The 17,772-nt window shown below is 39.5% G+C and carries 13 protein-coding genes and 1 tRNA gene; 4 read left to right on the top strand and 10 right to left on the bottom strand.

What is annotated here, in order from left to right; translation table 11 throughout:
• Positions 1-99 precede the first annotated feature (99 nt).
• On the top strand, positions 100-936 hold the full coding sequence (locus LC454_RS04040; protein WP_223579815.1) for an MBL fold metallo-hydrolase: 837 nt from the start codon (positions 100-102) through the stop codon (positions 934-936).
• A gap of 107 nt (positions 937-1,043) precedes the next feature.
• Here LC454_RS04040 and LC454_RS04035 read toward each other — a convergent pair whose 3' ends face one another.
• The 4 genes from LC454_RS04035 to rpe all read right to left on the bottom strand — a co-directional run bounded on the left by LC454_RS04035 (position 1,044) and on the right by rpe (position 8,221).
• Positions 1,044-1,916, bottom strand: coding sequence for a hypothetical protein (locus LC454_RS04035; RefSeq protein ID WP_223579812.1), 873 nt, complete (start codon positions 1,914-1,916; stop codon positions 1,044-1,046).
• A gap of 178 nt (positions 1,917-2,094) precedes the next feature.
• Complete coding sequence (locus LC454_RS04030) at positions 2,095-4,362, bottom strand: aconitate hydratase (RefSeq protein ID WP_223579809.1); 2,268 nt, start codon at positions 4,360-4,362, stop codon at positions 2,095-2,097.
• 51 nt (positions 4,363-4,413) lie between these two features.
• Entirely contained in the window at positions 4,414-7,176 is a 2,763-nt protein-coding gene (locus LC454_RS04025; protein WP_223579806.1) for a bifunctional aconitate hydratase 2/2-methylisocitrate dehydratase, read from the bottom strand.
• 364 nt (positions 7,177-7,540) lie between these two features.
• On the bottom strand, positions 7,541-8,221 hold the full coding sequence (gene rpe / locus LC454_RS04020) for a ribulose-phosphate 3-epimerase (protein WP_223579803.1): 681 nt from the start codon (positions 8,219-8,221) through the stop codon (positions 7,541-7,543).
• Between the two features lie 150 nt (positions 8,222-8,371).
• Between rpe and LC454_RS04015 the strand changes: the two genes are divergently transcribed.
• Together LC454_RS04015 and LC454_RS04010 are read left to right on the top strand one after the other, a co-directional pair.
• Positions 8,372-10,489: an HD family phosphohydrolase gene (locus LC454_RS04015; RefSeq protein ID WP_223579800.1), complete on the top strand. Its 2,118-nt coding sequence runs from the start codon at positions 8,372-8,374 to the stop codon at positions 10,487-10,489.
• 127 nt (positions 10,490-10,616) lie between these two features.
• Positions 10,617-10,706: transfer RNA gene (locus tag LC454_RS04010), tRNA-Ser, on the top strand.
• Between the two features lie 742 nt (positions 10,707-11,448).
• On the opposite strand, the gene LC454_RS04005 is transcribed toward LC454_RS04010, so the two are convergent.
• The 6 genes from LC454_RS04005 to LC454_RS03980 form a co-directional block, all read right to left on the bottom strand.
• The gene (locus tag LC454_RS04005; protein WP_223579797.1) at positions 11,449-11,985 is read right to left on the bottom strand and encodes a dihydrofolate reductase family protein; all 537 of its coding nucleotides are present in this window, start codon (positions 11,983-11,985) and stop codon (positions 11,449-11,451) included.
• 64 nt (positions 11,986-12,049) lie between these two features.
• Positions 12,050-12,805 (bottom strand): helix-turn-helix domain-containing protein, encoded by a 756-nt coding sequence (locus tag LC454_RS04000; RefSeq protein WP_223579794.1) that lies wholly within the window; start codon positions 12,803-12,805, stop codon positions 12,050-12,052.
• Positions 12,806-12,864: 59 nt separating this feature from the next.
• A complete protein-coding gene (locus tag LC454_RS03995; RefSeq protein WP_223579791.1) occupies positions 12,865-13,281 on the bottom strand; it encodes a VOC family protein in 417 nt (138 codons plus the stop codon).
• 65 nt (positions 13,282-13,346) lie between these two features.
• Positions 13,347-13,919, bottom strand: a complete 573-nt coding sequence (locus tag LC454_RS03990) for a Crp/Fnr family transcriptional regulator (protein WP_223579788.1) — start codon at positions 13,917-13,919, stop codon at positions 13,347-13,349.
• Between the two features lie 110 nt (positions 13,920-14,029).
• Positions 14,030-14,527 (bottom strand): YdcF family protein, encoded by a 498-nt coding sequence (locus LC454_RS03985; protein ID WP_223579785.1) that lies wholly within the window; start codon positions 14,525-14,527, stop codon positions 14,030-14,032.
• A gap of 102 nt (positions 14,528-14,629) precedes the next feature.
• Positions 14,630-16,645 (bottom strand): site-specific recombinase, encoded by a 2,016-nt coding sequence (locus tag LC454_RS03980; protein WP_223579782.1) that lies wholly within the window; start codon positions 16,643-16,645, stop codon positions 14,630-14,632.
• 254 nt (positions 16,646-16,899) lie between these two features.
• On the opposite strand from LC454_RS03980, the gene LC454_RS03975 reads away from it, so the two are divergent.
• Positions 16,900-17,769 carry a hypothetical protein gene (locus LC454_RS03975; RefSeq protein WP_223579779.1) on the top strand — a complete coding sequence of 290 codons (870 nt, stop codon included), beginning with the start codon at positions 16,900-16,902 and terminating at the stop codon, positions 17,767-17,769.
• Positions 17,770-17,772 lie beyond the last annotated feature (3 nt).

The raw sequence follows: 17,772 nt of genomic DNA, 5'->3' as shown, positions 1-17,772 counted from the left end.
AAACTTTTTAGCATATTTTTTTAGCACAATCCGTTCGTGTACCGTCCATATAATTTATATTTTTCGTAAATTGTTCCAAGCTTTACAAATATTAATAAGATGAAATTACATGCGATAGAAACAGGCTTCTTTAAATTGGACGGCGGTGCCATGTTTGGAGTGGTTCCCAAAAGTATCTGGAATAAAACAAATCCTGCTGATTCCAACAATATGTGCACATGGGGCAATCGTTTACTCCTCATTGAGGAAGGTAACAGATTAATGCTGGTGGACACAGGCCTTGGCGATAAACAAAACGAAAAATTCTTCAGTTATTACTATTTACACGGTGATGCCACCTTAGATAAATCGCTTAAAGCTATTGGCTTTGACAGAAACGACATTACGGACGTTATCCTGACACATTTGCATTTTGACCATTGCGGTGGTGCCATTATCCGTGAAGGGGAAAAACTATCTCCTGCTTTTAAAAATGCGGACTTTTGGAGTAATGCTGACCATTGGGCTTGGGCTACAACCCCCAATGCGAGAGAGAAAGCATCGTTTCTAAAAGAGAATATTCTTCCTATTCAAGAAAGTGGCCGATTGAAATTCGTAGAAGATAGCAAGGATCCATTTGGCAAAGACATCAGTATTCGTTATGCCAACGGCCACACCGAAGCGATGATGTTGCCGCAGGTTCAATATAAGGGAAAGACGGTGCTTTATATGGCAGATCTCTTGCCTTCTGTTGGTCATATCCCTATCCCTTATGTCATGGGCTATGATGTGAGACCGCTTATCACCATGGAAGAACGTAATAGCTATTGGAATGAAATCGTCGAAAATGAATATATTCTCTTCTTTGAGCATGATCCGATTAATGAATGCTGTACGCTACAACATACGGAGAAAGGAATCCGGGTAAAAGACATCTTTAAATTAAGTGATATTTAGGAAAACCTCGATTCGCTTATGAAATGATCTTGTTTCCCGATAGAGATATCATAGGAAAGGGGCTGTTTTTGACAGCCCCTTTCCTATGATAGTATAGATTGAAATCGTTAGAATCTAAAGCCCAAGGCCCAATAGTTTTCAAAAAACCAGATCTGTTGTGTAGCTTTGTCGACGCCTCTTCTACCCGTTGTGCGGATATTGTACAAATCCGTCCAGCCTGTTTTAAAATTTCCCTGCAGGTAAAGTCCTTTATAAAAACGGTAGTGTAAGCCTACTTTTGCCGAAGCACCATATCCGGCTATATTCCAGAAGTGGTTACCGCCTTCACCAAAAAGATGTACATCCGAACGCGGAATCAAGAGTCCTACATCTACACCAGACTCCATGGTGAGCACCTGTTGACCTTTGCGGTTGTTGATGATATCATCGTATCGCTCCAACCCGACGGAGGCAAAATTGTAGCCATCTGTATGTTCAAAAGTCAACATTGCAGAATCCACCGTGATCTTTTCGCCATTATATTGTCCTGCACGATTTCCGGTCGGTATGCCAGGGTTTGAGATTTCATCACCAATATAACCTGTGATCTTGACCTGTTGTGGAATATCCACAACATATTTCATATGATCCCAGCCTAAGGAAATGGAGTAATTGTCCTTGATATAATAACCAAAATGCAGATTAAATTGTGGAATAGTCAAACGACCGGGGTCAAAATAAGTAGACCCAAATTTCGTTGGGCGGTCACCCGCTTTTACATCATGGAGAATGAAATCATAATTTGGACCTGTAAAATGTATATCAGATTTTGCGTAAGAAGAAAAGTTATACCCCCAAAAAAAGAAAAACTTCCCTTTATTACTTTCTGTCCTTAAATTCCTTGGTTTAAAAATGCTTTTTCCTATTTCTGGATTTTCCTGTGCAAATAAACTCGAAACACTTAATGCAAGTGCTCCAATTGTCAAAAATATTTTTCTCATATCGGCGCTAAAAACGTTGGGCAAAAGTACCCTCATTCTATTTTATAACCAAATAAATTATATGGAAATTAGGAAAATATGACGAAGATCACAGAAATGTTTCCAGCTAGGAGTTTGTATAAAAAAAGCTGCTTCCGGATGAAAGCAGCTTTTTAAACTAAATTTTTATGGAATCAATTTATTTCGCTTGATTCTTACGAATGATATTCAAAGCACCACCGGCTTTAAACCATTCGATCTGTTGTGCATTGTAGGTATGGTTTGCCAAGATCTGCTCTTGTGTTCCATCTGCATGGTGCAAGACAAGAGTCAATGGTTTACCAGGAGCAAACTCCGTCAAGCCTAGGATATCAATCGTATCATTTTCTTGAATTTTGTTATAGTCGTCTTTGTTAGCGAAAGTTAAACCCAACATACCTTGTTTTTTCAGGTTCGTCTCGTGAATACGAGCAAAAGATTTAACCAATACTGCGCGGACACCCAAATGACGAGGTTCCATCGCGGCATGCTCACGGGAAGACCCTTCACCATAGTTCTCATCCCCTACCACAATTGATCCGATGTTATGTGCTTTATAGTCACGTTGCGTTGCAGGAACAGGACCATATTCACCTGTCAATTGATTCTTCACGTTATCGGTTTTCTCATTGAAAAAGTTAACCGCACCGATCAGCATATTATTTGAGATATTATCTAAGTGACCACGGTATTTCAACCAAGGACCAGCCATAGAAATATGATCCGTCGTACATTTACCTTTTGCTTTGATCAATAATTTCAAACCTTTTAAGTCTGTACCTTCCCAAGCTGCAAAAGGTTCCAACAATTGTAGACGGTCTGATGTCGGTGCTACGTCAACAACGATAGCACTACCATCCGCTGCAGGAGCCTGATATCCCGGATCATCAACAGCAAATCCTTTTGTTGGTAATTCATCTCCCACAGGAGGATCCAACTTCACTTGCTCACCTTTATTGTTCGTTAATGTATCCGTAACAGGATTAAAGCCCAAATCACCGGAAATTGCAATTGCAGCAACCAGTTCTGGTGAAGCAACAAATGCATAGGTATTTGGATTGCCATCCGCACGTTTTGCAAAGTTACGGTTGAACGAGTGAACAATCGTGTTTTTCTCTTGTTTGTCCGCACCTACACGATCCCACATACCGATACATGGACCACAAGCATTGGTGAATATCGTTGCGTTAAGATCTTCAAATGTTTTTAATAAACCATCACGATCCGCTGTAAAACGAACTTGCTCAGAGCCCGGGTTGATACCAAATTCAGCTTTGGTGATCAATCCTTTATCAACAGCTTGTTTGGCAATAGAAGCGGCGCGCGACAAATCCTCATATGAAGAGTTTGTACAGGATCCGATCAATCCCCACTCCACTTTCAAAGGCCAGCCATTCTTATCAGCCTCTTCACGCATGCGTGACACTGGCGTATATAAATCTGGCGTGAATGGCCCATTTAATGAAGGCTCGAGTTCCGAAAGATTGATTTCGATCAATTGATCAAAATATTGCTCCGGATTAGCATAAACTTCAGCATCAGCTGTCAAGTGTTGTTTGATGGCATTGGCAGCATCCGCAACTTCAGCACGGCCCGTCGCACGAAGGTAACGCTCCATGGACTCATCGTAACCAAATGTTGAAGTCGTGGCACCAATTTCTGCGCCCATGTTACAGATTGTACCCTTACCTGTACAAGATAGGGACTCCGCACCTTCGCCAAAATATTCAACGATTGCACCAGTTCCTCCTTTTACAGTTAAGATACCAGCAACTTTTAGGATAACGTCTTTTGCAGCAGCCCAACCACTCAATTTACCTGTTAATTTAACACCGATCAATTTGGGAAATTTAAGCTCCCAAGGTAAACCAGCCATCACATCACAAGCATCAGCACCACCTACACCGATGGCAACCATACCTAAACCACCGGCATTTACAGTATGCGAATCCGTACCGATCATCATACCACCTGGGAATGCATAGTTTTCCAATACAACCTGATGGATAATACCTGCTCCCGGTTTCCAGAAACCTATACCATATTTATTTGAAACAGAGCTCAAAAAGTTAAATACTTCCGAACTTTCGTTTTTAGCACGAGCTAAATCTTTATCTGCACCTTCTTTCGCCTGGATCAAGTGATCACAGTGAACGGTAGAAGGAACTGCTACCTTTGGACGTCCAGCCTGCATAAATTGCAATAAAGCCATTTGTGCAGTTGCGTCTTGCATCGCTACACGATCAGGAGCAAAATCAACGTAGGAAACGCCACGTTTATAATCTTCTGTCGCATTACCATCCCAAAGGTGGGCATATAAAATTTTCTCAGATAAAGTCAAAGGTTTGTTCACCACCTGACGAGCCGCAGCAATGCGCTCATCATAACGGCTGTACACCTTTTTAATCATATCTACATCAAAAGCCATATCTCTCTTATTTATGTTATTTAATTAAGTTACTGAAACCCTGATAGCTTTTTACTTTGTCGGAATAGGCGCAAATTTAGTTAAGTTAATGCCTTCGACAGCAGCTTTGTATTCTTCAATATTAGGAATACGGCCTAAAATAGCTGAAAGTACGACGACAGGCGTAGATGCCAATAAGGATTCTCCTTTTTTACCATCTCTGTCCTCTACGACACGACCTTGAAACAAACGTGTTGAAGTAGCCATCACTGTATCACCTTTAGCAGCTTTCTCTTGGTTACCCATACAAAGGTTACAACCAGGACGCTCCAGATACATGATATTTTCGTATTCTGTACGGGCAGTGCTTTTTGGCAAAGCATCACTGAACTCAAATCCAGAGTATTTTTGCAAAAATTCCCAATCGCCTTCAGCTTTCAACTCATCAATGATATTATACGTCGGAGCCGCTACAACCAATGGTGCCTCAAAAGTAACAACACCTTTTTGCTGTTCGATATTCCGCAACATTTTCGAAACGATTTTCAAATCGTCCTTGTGCACCATACATGAACCTACGAAACCTAAATCTACCTTTTTGTTTCCACCATAGTAAGAAAGATCACGAATAGTGTCGTGTGTATAACGTTTAGAAACGTCTGCGTTATTTACATCTGGATCCGCAATCATTGGTTCTTCGATAAGATCCAAGTCAACGACAACCTCAGCATAGTATTTCGCATTGTTATCTGGCGTCAAGGCTGGTTTCGCGCCAGATCTGATTTCCTCAATACGCTTGTTCGCTTTATCGATCAAACCCTGCAAAACGTTGTTTTTATTTTCCATACCCTTATCAATCATGATTTGGATACGATTTTTAGCGATTTCTAAAGATTCAATTAATGTATCATCTTGTGAAATACAGATGGATGCTTTTGCTTTCATCTCCGCTGTCCAGTCCGTAAAAGTAAAGGCCTGGTCGGCAAGTAAAGTACCGATATGAACTTCAATGATTCTACCTTGGAAAACGTTTTCTCCAGCGAATTGCTGTAACATCTGCGCTTGTGTGGCATGTACAACATCACGGAAATCCATGTGTTCTTTCATACTACCCTTGAAAGTAACTTTTACAGATTCAGGAATCGGCATCGAAGCTTCACCCGTAGCCAATGCCAATGCAACAGTACCCGAGTCAGCTCCAAAAGCAACACCTTTAGACATCCGTGTATGCGAGTCACCACCAATGATGATTGCCCATTCGTCAATCGTAATATCATTTAATACTTTGTGGATCACGTCTGTCATAGAGTGATAAACGCCTTTTGGATCGCGTGCTGTGATCAAACCAAAATCGTTCATAAATTTCATCAATTTGGGAATGTTCGCTTGCGCTTTCTTATCCCAAACAGATGCTGTATGACAACCTGATTGATAAGCACCGTCAACCGTAGGAGCAATTACTGTGGCAGCCATTGCTTCCAACTCCTGTGCAGTCATTAAACCTGTCGTATCTTGAGAACCGACAATGTTCACTTTCACGCGAACGTCAGAACCAGCATGTAATACTTTACCTGGTGTTACACCAACCGCATTTTTGTTGAAGATTTTTTCTACAGCGGTTAAGCCTTGTCCTTCAATGGTGATTTCTTTCGAAGGAGCAAATACTGTAGGTGCTTGGATACCTAAAGTTTGTGCTGCGAAAGTTTGGATTTTTTTACCAAATACGATAGCATAAGAACCACCCGCTTTGATAAACTCCATTTTTTGTGGTGTCAATGCTTTTGAAATATCAATTAGCTCCTGCTCACCATTATATAATTTTTTTGTTTTTGTATTGATAGTTAATACAGTACCTGTAGCAACAGAATAAACCTCTTCTAAAACAGGCTCATTTTTATCATTGCGAATAACATTTCCGTTTTCATCAACTTTCTTTACCCAGTTTTTAAGATCGATACCAATACCACCTGTAACATCTACTGTTGTCAAGAAAATTGGCGAGATACCATTCGTACCACCGACAATTGGCGCGATGTTTACAAAAGGAACATAAGGGCTAGCTTGTTTACCGGTCCATAAGGCCACATTATTCACACCTGACATCCGTGAGGATCCCACACCCATTGTACCTCTTTCGGCGATCAACATCACACTTTTACCTGGATGCTGTGCCTGTAGATCCTGGATTTGTTGTTGTGCTTCTGGAGTGATCATACATTTACCGTGTAATTCACGATCAGAACGCGAGTGCGCTTGGTTACCCGGAGATAGTAAATCTGTAGAGATATCACCTTCACCTGCGATAAAAGTAACCACCTGAATTTCTTCAGTTACTTCAGGAAGTTTCGTGAAAAATTCAGCTTTTGCATAGCTTTCCAAGATATCTTTTGCGATAGCATTACCTTGTTCATAAGCGTCCTTCAAACGAGCAGTATCTGCATCATATAAGAAAACTTGTGTTTTAAGTACTTCCGCAGCTTGACTTGCGATCGCAGCATCAGCACCTAAAGCAAGATCCAATAATACGTTGATAGAAGGTCCACCCTTCATATGAGACAATAGCTCAAAAGCAAAATCAGCTGTGATCTCAGCAACAACTGATTCACCCAGAATAATTTCTTTTAAGAACTGCGCCTTAACACCAGCTGCAGGGGTTGTGCCCGGCAAGGTATTATAGATAAACAATCTTAAAGATTCTGCTCTATTTTCATTGTTTAAATCTTTAATCTGAGCAATTACTTCACTTAGTAATTCTGCTCCGTCAATAGGCTTAGGATGTAACCCTTGGCCTTCTCGTTCTACAACCTCTTGTACGTAATCGTTGTAAATACTCATAGATATCAATCTTTCTATTTTAAGGGTAGTTCAGCAGATATACTCCTATCCTCCTACACTACCGTGTCTGTAATATAATTAAGCGAATATATAACCTGTGCAGCCTTCCTACATTAAATTATAAATTGCCCGTTCAGTTCGCATTTTTAAGTTGATTCATTTACCGTAAATCAACTATTATGACTAAATACAAAAATAGTGAAAATCCAACTTTAAACGCATGCATTCAATTTATTTAAATCAATTTGGAATTGTTCTAAACAGAACTTATGCAATCCAGCCATTTTTTTTTGAAACTATTTTTTTCGCCTTATCCATCCAAAAAAAGAGGCGATTTATTTTACTAAATCACCTCTTCTTATCTTTATATATTTTCTATATTTATATCTATATCTTTCAGCGATTTAATGGTATCCAAAGGCGCAGCAGCATTGAATACAAAAGAACCCGCGACCAATACATCTGCACCAGCTTTCAACAGTTGAGCAGCATTGGCTGTGGTAACTCCCCCATCAATTTCAATCAGCAATCCATCGTTGACACCTTTAGCCATTGCACGGAGTTCCTGTACTTTGGCATACGTATTTGAGATAAACTTCTGTCCACCAAATCCAGGATTGACAGACATCAGACACACAAGATCCAGATCGGCCAAAACATCTTTCAAAAGTGCTACAGGTGTATGTGGATTCAATGCAACCCCAGCTTTACAGCCTAACTCTTTGATAGCCGCCAATGTACGGTGCAAATGCGTACAAGCCTCATAATGTACGGTAATTATTTCTGCTCCCGAATCCTTACATACCTGTAAATAACGATCAGGATCAACAATCATCAAATGTACATCCAACGGTTTGGTGGCATGCTTCGCAATAGCTTGCATGACGGGAAATCCAAACGAGATATTCGGCACAAAAACGCCGTCCATAATATCGATATGAAACCAATCAGCCTCACTATTGTTTACCATGATGATATCATCGTATAATTTTGCGAAGTCTGCAGCAAGAACGGATGGTGCAATTAGATGTGATTTTGTTGACATGTTGTGTTTTTTTTGCAAAGATAACAAGTATTTTCCGTTCAACACAGCATTCCCCACATTTAACATGATTCAAATCGCTTCGGCAGAATCCACAAAAAATAAATTATAACTACATTTGTATATTAACTTTATATAAAAACATCGTTCACTGTGGGAAGATTAAAAATAAAATATAAAAGAGAATTAAACACGACAGAAAATCTCATCCGAAAAATTGGATTAATATTGATCACTATCGTTCTGATCTGTATTTTTCTTCCCAAACAACCGCGATTCCGTTATGAATTCCAAAAAGGAAAAGTATGGAACCATGAAAATTTAATATCCCCTTACAATTTTGCGATCCTCAAGACGCAGGAGGAGCTCAATGCGGACAAAAAAGGTATATTGAATACAATCCAGCCAATTTATAACGCCAACACAACAACTAGCAAAGAGCAGATTGATCAGTTCAATACTGATTTGTCTGAAAAATGGCAAAGTAGCAAACTCGACACGACACATGAAAATATAAACGATTACCGCAGTGCCGGAAATGCGATATTAAACCATCTCTATGGAAAAGGGATACTCTCGTTGAATAATCGGTTTCAAAACCGCAACAACGAGAAATCACCGGCTTCAAAACATTATAATTTTACGTTAATACAAGACAAAGTTGCCTCACAAAAAAACACGGCTGATTGCTATACCATCGAGAGCTCCTATGGCTATATGGACGAATTAATGCCTAAGCTGACCAAAATAAAACAAAAAGGTTGGCTAGAGGAAACATTAAAAAACTATATCACAATTAATTATATTTATAACGACCAGCAGACCGAAGCATTGGAACAAAATGCCATCGCCAATATATCCGTTACCCGGGGTGTTGTCCAAAAAGGTGAACTGATCGCTGAAAAAGAAAAGATTATATCCAATGAGACTTACCAAAAGCTAGAATCATTACGTAAGGTATATGAAGACGAAGGAAAAATAAGTGGAAATCAAAACTATGTAACCCTAGGGCAATTTCTCATTATATCCCTTGCTCTTTCCATACTTATGGTCTTTCTGTTTCTTTTCCGTAAAGACATCTATTTCAACAACAGGTTATTGATGATTATCATGATCGTTATCATCGGTATGCTTGCTGTACTTTCCTGGGCTATCAAGATCAAAATACCAAACCTGTACTTTATTCCATTTTGTGCGGTCCCCATTATCATCCGTATCCTATTCGACACAAGGGTCGCACTGAATATCCATCTATTGATGGTCCTTTTGGCGGGACTATTTGTACCGAACAGTTTTGAGTTTGTCTTTTTACAATTTATGGCGGGCATCGTCGCGATATACAGTATCAAGACATTGGTCAAGCGAGAACAATTGTTCGTTTCATCAGCGATCATCCTCGGAACATACTGGGTCGCTTACATTGGATTAGTAGTCACAAGAAATGGCTCTATTGACACCATTTACTGGACAGATCTCCTTCCCTTCTTGGTTAGTGTGATGATCACTTTGCTTGCCTATCCAATGATCTATGCCTTCGAGAAACTTTTTGGCATTGTTTCTGATTTAACCTTGATGGAACTCACCAATAGTAACTCCAAATTATTGCGGGAACTTTCCTTTAAAGCTCCAGGCACTTTTCAGCACTCCCTACAGGTAGCCAATCTGGCGGAGGCCGCAATTTATAAAATCGGGGGTAATCCCCTATTGGTCCGTGCCGGCGCCCTGTACCATGACATTGGTAAATTGACCAATCCGCAATTTTTCATTGAGAATCAAAAAACAGAGAAAAATCCACATGATGAACTCTCTCCAGAGCAAAGTGCACAGATCATCATCTCCCATGTCATCAAAGGTGTTGATGTCGCCAAGAAACATCAGCTTCCCGAGGTTATCCTTGACTTTATCCGAACACACCACGGTACCACACGTGTAGACTATTTTTATAATTTATTTGTTAAAAATAATCCAGACAAACTCGTGGACGAATCTTTATTCACCTACCCCGGCCCCATCCCTTTCTCTAAAGAAACGGCAGTATTGATGATGGCCGACTCTGTTGAAGCTGCATCCAGAGCGTTAAAAGAACCCTCGGAAGAGTCCATCAATAATCTGGTTGATAAAATAATTGAACACAAATTGATGCGCGGACAGTTCAACAATAGTAATATCACATTGAAAGATATCACCGAATCGGCTGTCATTTTCAAGGCTATGCTCAAAAGTATCTACCATGTGCGGGTGGATTATGATTTAAGCAAAAAAACAATGTGATTTTAATTGCTAAACAACAAATTGAAATTCAAATGCTTATTGTAACGTTACGTTTTTTTTGCATTTTTTTTGATATTTAGGCTTTGCAGATTCAAATAATTGCCTTATGTTTGCAATGTCAAAACACGGAAGGGTGCCTGAGTGGCCGAAAGGAACAGTTTGCTAAACTGTCGTACTGGAAACGGTACCGCGGGTTCGAATCCCGCCTCTTCCGCCAAGACTACAAAGAGCTCAACTAATGTTGAGCTCTTTTTGTTTTTTAATTTTCGCTTGTCTGATCTTATAAAGATCCCATCTCAAAATAATGTCAGGATGAAAGTAGTTTCGATATTATTTTCATTCTATTTAACATTAATTCCCTTCTTTCTATACGAGATTAAACACCTAATATACAATGATATGACCGACACGAGGTATCGTCCATATCATATAGTTTTTAGACCAGATCTAACTTACCTAAATAGTTTGTTCGACTGATCCGCGTTTGTTCTTGCGATGCGCAAAGAAGAGCCAAAGCTGTCCTTTAGTGCCCAAAAAGTGTCCTACACCCGGTTAACTCGATATTGTCGCGATGTTGATTCAATACCACTTCGTACCCTATCCATATCTGATTCGGCATTTATCAACTGTTTCTCTACTTATTACCTACTCCTTTTCTACTCTTTTAGTAGGGAATTAGTGGAGGATAAGTAGCGGAATACAGCAGTAATTGCGAATATGGTATGAGCGAGTAGTGAACAAGCGTTAAATGATCTGCGGACAAACTGAAAGGATATGGCAATAACTATCCAAAAAATCAAAACAAAGCTAGGAAGAAAAGAGAAATCTCGGATCTTTGAGGCAAGATCTGTTTAAATCTTGGCTATGTTAATAACTTAAAGTCTCTAATCCATCCGTTTCGAGGATTATACATCGTTTGCCTGCCGCAACAGCCTATTCCTTTCAGATGTTGGTTCCATTTATCTTTTTCTTACAAAATGATTTTGAACGATTGAATTTAGAAAGATTTTTGTACCCACAGCTTCAAACTTCAACATTTCGGAAAGATATCCGAACAAAGGAATCCCTTCCCCCAGCAGATAAGGAATCAGCGTGATAATGATCTCATCAATCCGGTCTTCTTGCAAAAAGCCCTGAATAGTCTTTCCCCCATCGATATACAGGTTATGATATCCTTTTCCATGAATTTCACCCAGTACATCGTTTAGGCAGCCTTTGACAAGAGAAGCTTTATCCCTGAATTTTGCAGGGATCTCCGTCATACTGTCGCTTAACACAAAAACATGCTTATCATAATACCATTCGTCAAAACCACAAACCACTTCAAAGGTTTTGCGGCCCATGACCAGCGCATCAATCTGTGCAATAAATTTCTTATAGCCCATATCATCCTTTTCGGGATTCGGTATGGAAAGCAGCCAATCGATTTCTCCGTTCCTATCGGCAATATATCCGTCCAGACTGGTAGCAATGAAGACTTTGTTTTTCTGATTCATTTTTATGTATTTAAAGTTATACCACAAAATTAAATCCTTCGACACATTTAAAATTGTACAGAATTTACCCTGCTCCAAATTTTGAAAATTCTTTTGGAGTATAACCACTGAATTTTTTAAATACCCTAATAAAATGAGACTGATCATAGAATCCAGCATTCAACCCAATGTCAGTCAATCGTTCCGGCGAATTGTTTTGAAGCAATAGGATCGCTTTATTGACTTTGTAAAGATTCAGATATTCACTGGGAGTCAAAAAATAATGCTTTCTGAATTTCTGAATGAAACTTTTCTGCGAAATCGGCAGCAGTTTACTGAAATCCCTCAGCATTCCCTTTCCTGCTATTTCAGCAGCCAGATGTGCTTCGAACCTCATCAAGTGAGGGTCGGTATTTACTGTTTCGAATACCCTCAACAAACATTTTTCGGCTTGGACAAAATCAGGATTCTCGACAGCAAAAAGACAGTCAAATAAAATCGAAGCTACTTCTTCCAAAGATGAGCTCCCTAATTTGGGGAGCAGTATTCCATAGCAAAACGGCTTTAAAATTAACCCTATGCACGCGTAAGCTCCATTTGTTCTGGTCAGAAAAGGTCGATTTTTTAAACCCGATAGCACCTGAAGTCCTATACGACCGTCTATCTTTTCGGTATTGATTCCTCTGATGTCGTACTCATCGCCATAACTGAAAATAAGTTCGGTAAACAAAGCAGCATGATGAACAAAATCCATGGTAAGATCAGGCGACTTTCCTACCCAGATATAATCTATAAATCCGCTGAGTGGATATTTTGGCCGGTAAGCTATTTCTTCGATCATTTTTATTTTTCTGAGTAAGCCAATTACACTGATTCTATAGGAACAGATAAATATAAAGGTTATTTTTCGGAACTAAGCCCGATATGATTTCCTTCTGTGTCCTCGATAACGGCAATATAACCTGCGGGAATCAAAGTTTTACTAAGGATTATTTTACCACCTGCTGCTATCACTCTATCAAGAACAAGCTGGATTTCGGGATAAGCATTTATATAAATAAGGACTCCAGATCGTGACGGTTTTTTATTAGGTGATTTGGTCAGAACTCCCGTAATTCGGCCAGACGTTGCCTGTATAACATTAGGATCATAAGGAAAGAATGTAAGTTCTTCTTCGGAATCCGGAAAAGACCTTATAGTCATCTTTAGGTCTAGGATTTCTTCATAAAAGCTTTTTGCCCTTAGGGTATTGAGGACAGGGATTTCGAACCAAGTTAGCACATTGGTATGCGCATCGATTTTCTTTAATTTTTGCATGACTTCTTATTTTTTTCAAAACTCAGGAAAAAATAAGATTTTAGCCTGTGACGATCGTCACATAATTAATAATGTGTCCTTCTTCTTCTAATTCGGCTCAATGTTTCCCGAGCCACTCCAAGAAAAGAGGCTAGCTGTGTGAGCGGAACACGTTGCCCCATTTCCGGAAACTGACTTTCCAGAAAGTCCAACCTCTCTTGAGGTTTATAGAGTTTGGCCATATTTGCGAATTCCGCCTGCTTTGATGCAAACTGGCGGATACAGTTTCTCCCCAATCTTTCAATCTCTATGTGCTGGCTTGAAGCTTCAAACAACTTTTTCTTATCAAAGATGACTACTGCCAACGGTTCACAGGCTACAATATTAAGGGCGGAAGGATGACCACATCCAAAACTCTGGATGTCCGTTGCGATTTCATCTTCAAAGAAAAATCCGATATTCTTTTTCTCAGCCTCTATCATGCAGTAGCTTTTGCAATAGCCCTTTTCAATATAAAAGAGCTTATCACATATATCGCCTTCTTTTAGCAAAACCTCATTTTTCCGGTATTCTTGCAAACGAAGGGCGGGTTGCAAATATATCCAGGCTTCATCAGAAAAATCCGTTAATGAACGTATGAAAAGTAATAGATTTTCCATTTATTTATCTAGAAATGCTAATTTTTATCGAAAACAGCATTTTAATATGCCATTCAATACATTTTCGTTTGTAAAGTTACCAAAAGCGATAGAGAACTTACATTAAAAAATCAACGAGCATTAATCTCTGTTTCCTTAAATATTTTTACAGCCCGCGATTCATGTGCTATAAGCGGGGCCAACTCCTCTTCGGATAAAGATGAAACAGCAGGAATAAATACAACTTTAGAATAACCAATATATCGTCTGTACAAAATCTGAGCTCTTTCCATATGAAAATCTGACGTAATTACGATTAACAAATCGGGTTTCTTTAGCAATACCAGTTCCTTAACCAGTTGAAAATCCGTTATGGTATTAGTCGAAAGTATCCCCTCTTCAAGGGCCTGTTCGGGTATTCCCCGCTCAATCAAGAATTGATAGGCATAGAAGTAATGTGGCCTTTCTGTTGTATTGAAATGTGCTCCGAAACCACCAGTGCACAGGATTCTAAAACCGGGATTGGCCAGGTGTAAATTGAGAGCACAATTCAACCTGTCTTGCGCCATCTGAGATAAATTGCCCTGTGCATCGTTCGGCGCACCAAGAACTAAAATTATATTATTCATACCATAATCTACAAAATCTGACATTACCTGCCAAAAAACAGGTAAAACTTTGTTGTGCCGGACCATACATTGCTATAAGCGGATACGAATAGAAATTATTCCTCACTTTTTAGGTGGAAAAAAGAATGATTTTGGATTCATCTTAAAATAAATCCATACCGCCTTTGCCATTTTCGCCAACTCCTTAGAGGACAGGTTTCTCGAACGGAACGCCAGGACCAATGACAAACCAAAGCTTATCAGAAAATTAAAGAACCCAATGATTCCGATACCCAAAATTCCCCATATCCAGATATCCGTGGACAGCTCCATACCATGCCCAAATAAGCCCAGGGCCAGATTCCCGCTTGCAAAAGTGATATGTCGAATATCCAAACTCAGACCAAGAAACATCCCGATGGAGGCCGTTGAACCCATAAAAACACCAAACCAGAGATTGGAAACAATACCAGCCCATTTCTTCTCATAAAAAGAGGCTATCTTGTCCGTCTTCGTTTTCCCAAATATCCTTTTCAGCAAGGGATGTTCCTGAATTCTGTAGTAAACGGAATTATGTTTATCTCGATTTGAAATACTTCCAGTGATAATACCTGACAGAAATAAAAACACACCTGCAATGGAAGCGTGCAAGATAACGGGGGTCTTCGTCGGATTTAAATCATCGACCAGATGTAGCCATTTTGCGCTTGCTATATTTACACCCGACAGCTGCTCTATTCCCCAAACTAACAAAAGACTAATGGGGAATGCCATAATTACATTACCAACGAAAGCGATAAACTGCGAACGAAATAAACGTGCGAAAAATTGCGCAAAGACCCAATAACGGTGTCTGTCAGTACCTTGGTCCGAAGTTCCCTGTTCAATCGCGCTCACAAGGGATGATGCTGTCATCGCCGGCTGCTTTGTTGCCAAGGTAGCACCAAAAAGATAGATGACCGTAAAACCGATCGCATAATTCAAGCTATACAAAAATGCATGCCCGAATTCGCTTGTCTCCACTTTTCCCAACAATAGTTTTACAATACACATCGCCCCCACAATTACACCACCGCCGCAGGCAGAACGAAACATTTTCCAATACTCCTGATGGGTTGACGTAATATAGTGCTCACCCGTCTGGGCGGTATGGTGTGTAATTTCGTAAGCCAGCAATTGTGTGCTCTGCCCTATTAATTTCCGAATATTGCTTTTTCTTGAATTATATCCAATCAGCGTCTTCGCCAATTGAATACTTTTCTCTGCTTTTTGGAATTCGCTATCAATCACCAAAAAAGAGAGCATCTCCTTGATGCGCTCCAGTTGTTGCCGAATCCGCAATAAGGACTGGTTCACTTTAATGGAAATACCAAAACGATGTGAATTACTAAAAGCTGTTTCTATATAAGTTTCGCATTGCTTGTGAAGTACCAATAGCTGTTTGTATGAAAGATCCTCAGTCGTAATATATTTTTTCTCCGATTGTAAAATACGATCATTTAACTCGCTAAATTCCCGCATGATCGCGATAAATGGACTATCAAAATTCTGAAACTCAGGTACCATTTTATTGACATCAGTTTCCATGGCGCGGCCCGTGATACGTTGTACCAACAGTTCTATGCCATATAAGATTTCAATCATTTCAAAACCCGTTTCATTATCATATATCGAATCGAATTCACATAGTCGAAAAAGCTCATGCAATTGCTCAGCGGGAATCGTTGACAACCAATCTGCGTCTTTAACATTGTAAAACACTTGGTTCAGTAAATACTGTAACGTTGACTTTGCCGGTTGATAAGGCAGATAGCGTTCCGTTATTCGCTTCCTGAGTTCATAAATAAAGTCGGCATAACTGATAATCCCTGTATCGGATACCAATTGATCAAAATCTCTTCGCCAAAGAACACGTTTGAGATATTGGACAAATTGACGCCTTGTATCGGGTAACTCTTTCAGAAAATCAAGAAAAAACTGTATATCGACCTGATAAAATAATTGCACTCTTTTTGGACGAATAATAGCTACAATTAAAACCAAAAGCTCAATTTCTGCAAACGCTGGATTATCCAAATGATTCTTATAGCGATCAAACAGCTCAACTATTTGCTGTTTCTGATCCATTTTTTTCTTCATAAACTCTTAGTATCCGCTTTTCGATGACTACTCAAATAGCCTGTATAAACTTTAATCCTTAAGATACCATCTTTAGGACTAAATTGTTTTAAATTATAAAATCTATTTCCTCTTATTTTCTATAAAGCAAAGAGGCTAAGGAGCACATAGCCCGCTACTATTCTCACTGTAATCTCAAACAGAAAAATACCTGAAACCAGTGATAAGCATGCCCCAAAATTCTTCTATTTTTGCAATTAGTGAACAGGATAAAAATGAAAACAGCGAATTTTGCGATAGTATGTTTAGGTCTATTTCCGATGCTTCTAAAAGCACAGGACGGTGTCACATTTGAAGATGATTTTAACTTATGGAATATCGAAAAAGGACAAACAGCCTCCGTTTTTGTTGAAAAAGCCTATATACGCTCCGGACCGGGGCTCAACATAAAAGTGGTGGACTCATTGACACTTGGCAAAAATGTCACCATTGCCAGTGCTCCATTTAAAGGTAATACCGTCAAAAATTTTTATGCCCCATGGTATCAGATCAGCTATCATAGCGATGGTCAGCTTAAACAGGGTTTCATCTGGCTCGGGTTATTGGCGCTCGGTAAACAGACCGACAAGAACGGCCTCCAGTATTTATTCGGCTTTGAACGTTTCATCAAACAACAAAATGAGGAACAACAGGATCACTATTTAACCACAGTAAAATTATTGGATGCACAAGATTCATTAATCACCAGTCAATCTTACCCATTTGTGTTCTCTGGTCAGCTAAGCTCGCAAAGTAAATTGCTGCCAGCTATGGGACTAAATAATGTAAAGCAAATCTTACGCATGGAATTTTTATCAGGTGCCTGCGGAGTTTCCACGGAGTACAATTACATGGCCTGGACTGGCCAGAAATTGATCAATCTCCCCAGTAGGTACTCCGTTAGTGATGCCGGTGTCTTTTATTACGACGAAAAAATCCTATTCCCCTCAGAACACAAAAGAAACAACCAGTTGATCTATAAGTACATCGAAGAAGGTGAAGCGAAAGATGATGATACCCTGAACCCCGACTATCGCATTTCGAAAAGAGAAGAACATTTTCAATGGGATGGCAATAAGTTCGTAAAACTTACGCTACCGAAATAACTT

This window comes from Sphingobacterium sp. GVS05A (assembly GCF_019969845.1).
GTDB lineage: Bacteria > Bacteroidota > Bacteroidia > Sphingobacteriales > Sphingobacteriaceae > Sphingobacterium.
This window is presented reverse-complemented; position numbering and strand designations above follow the sequence as displayed.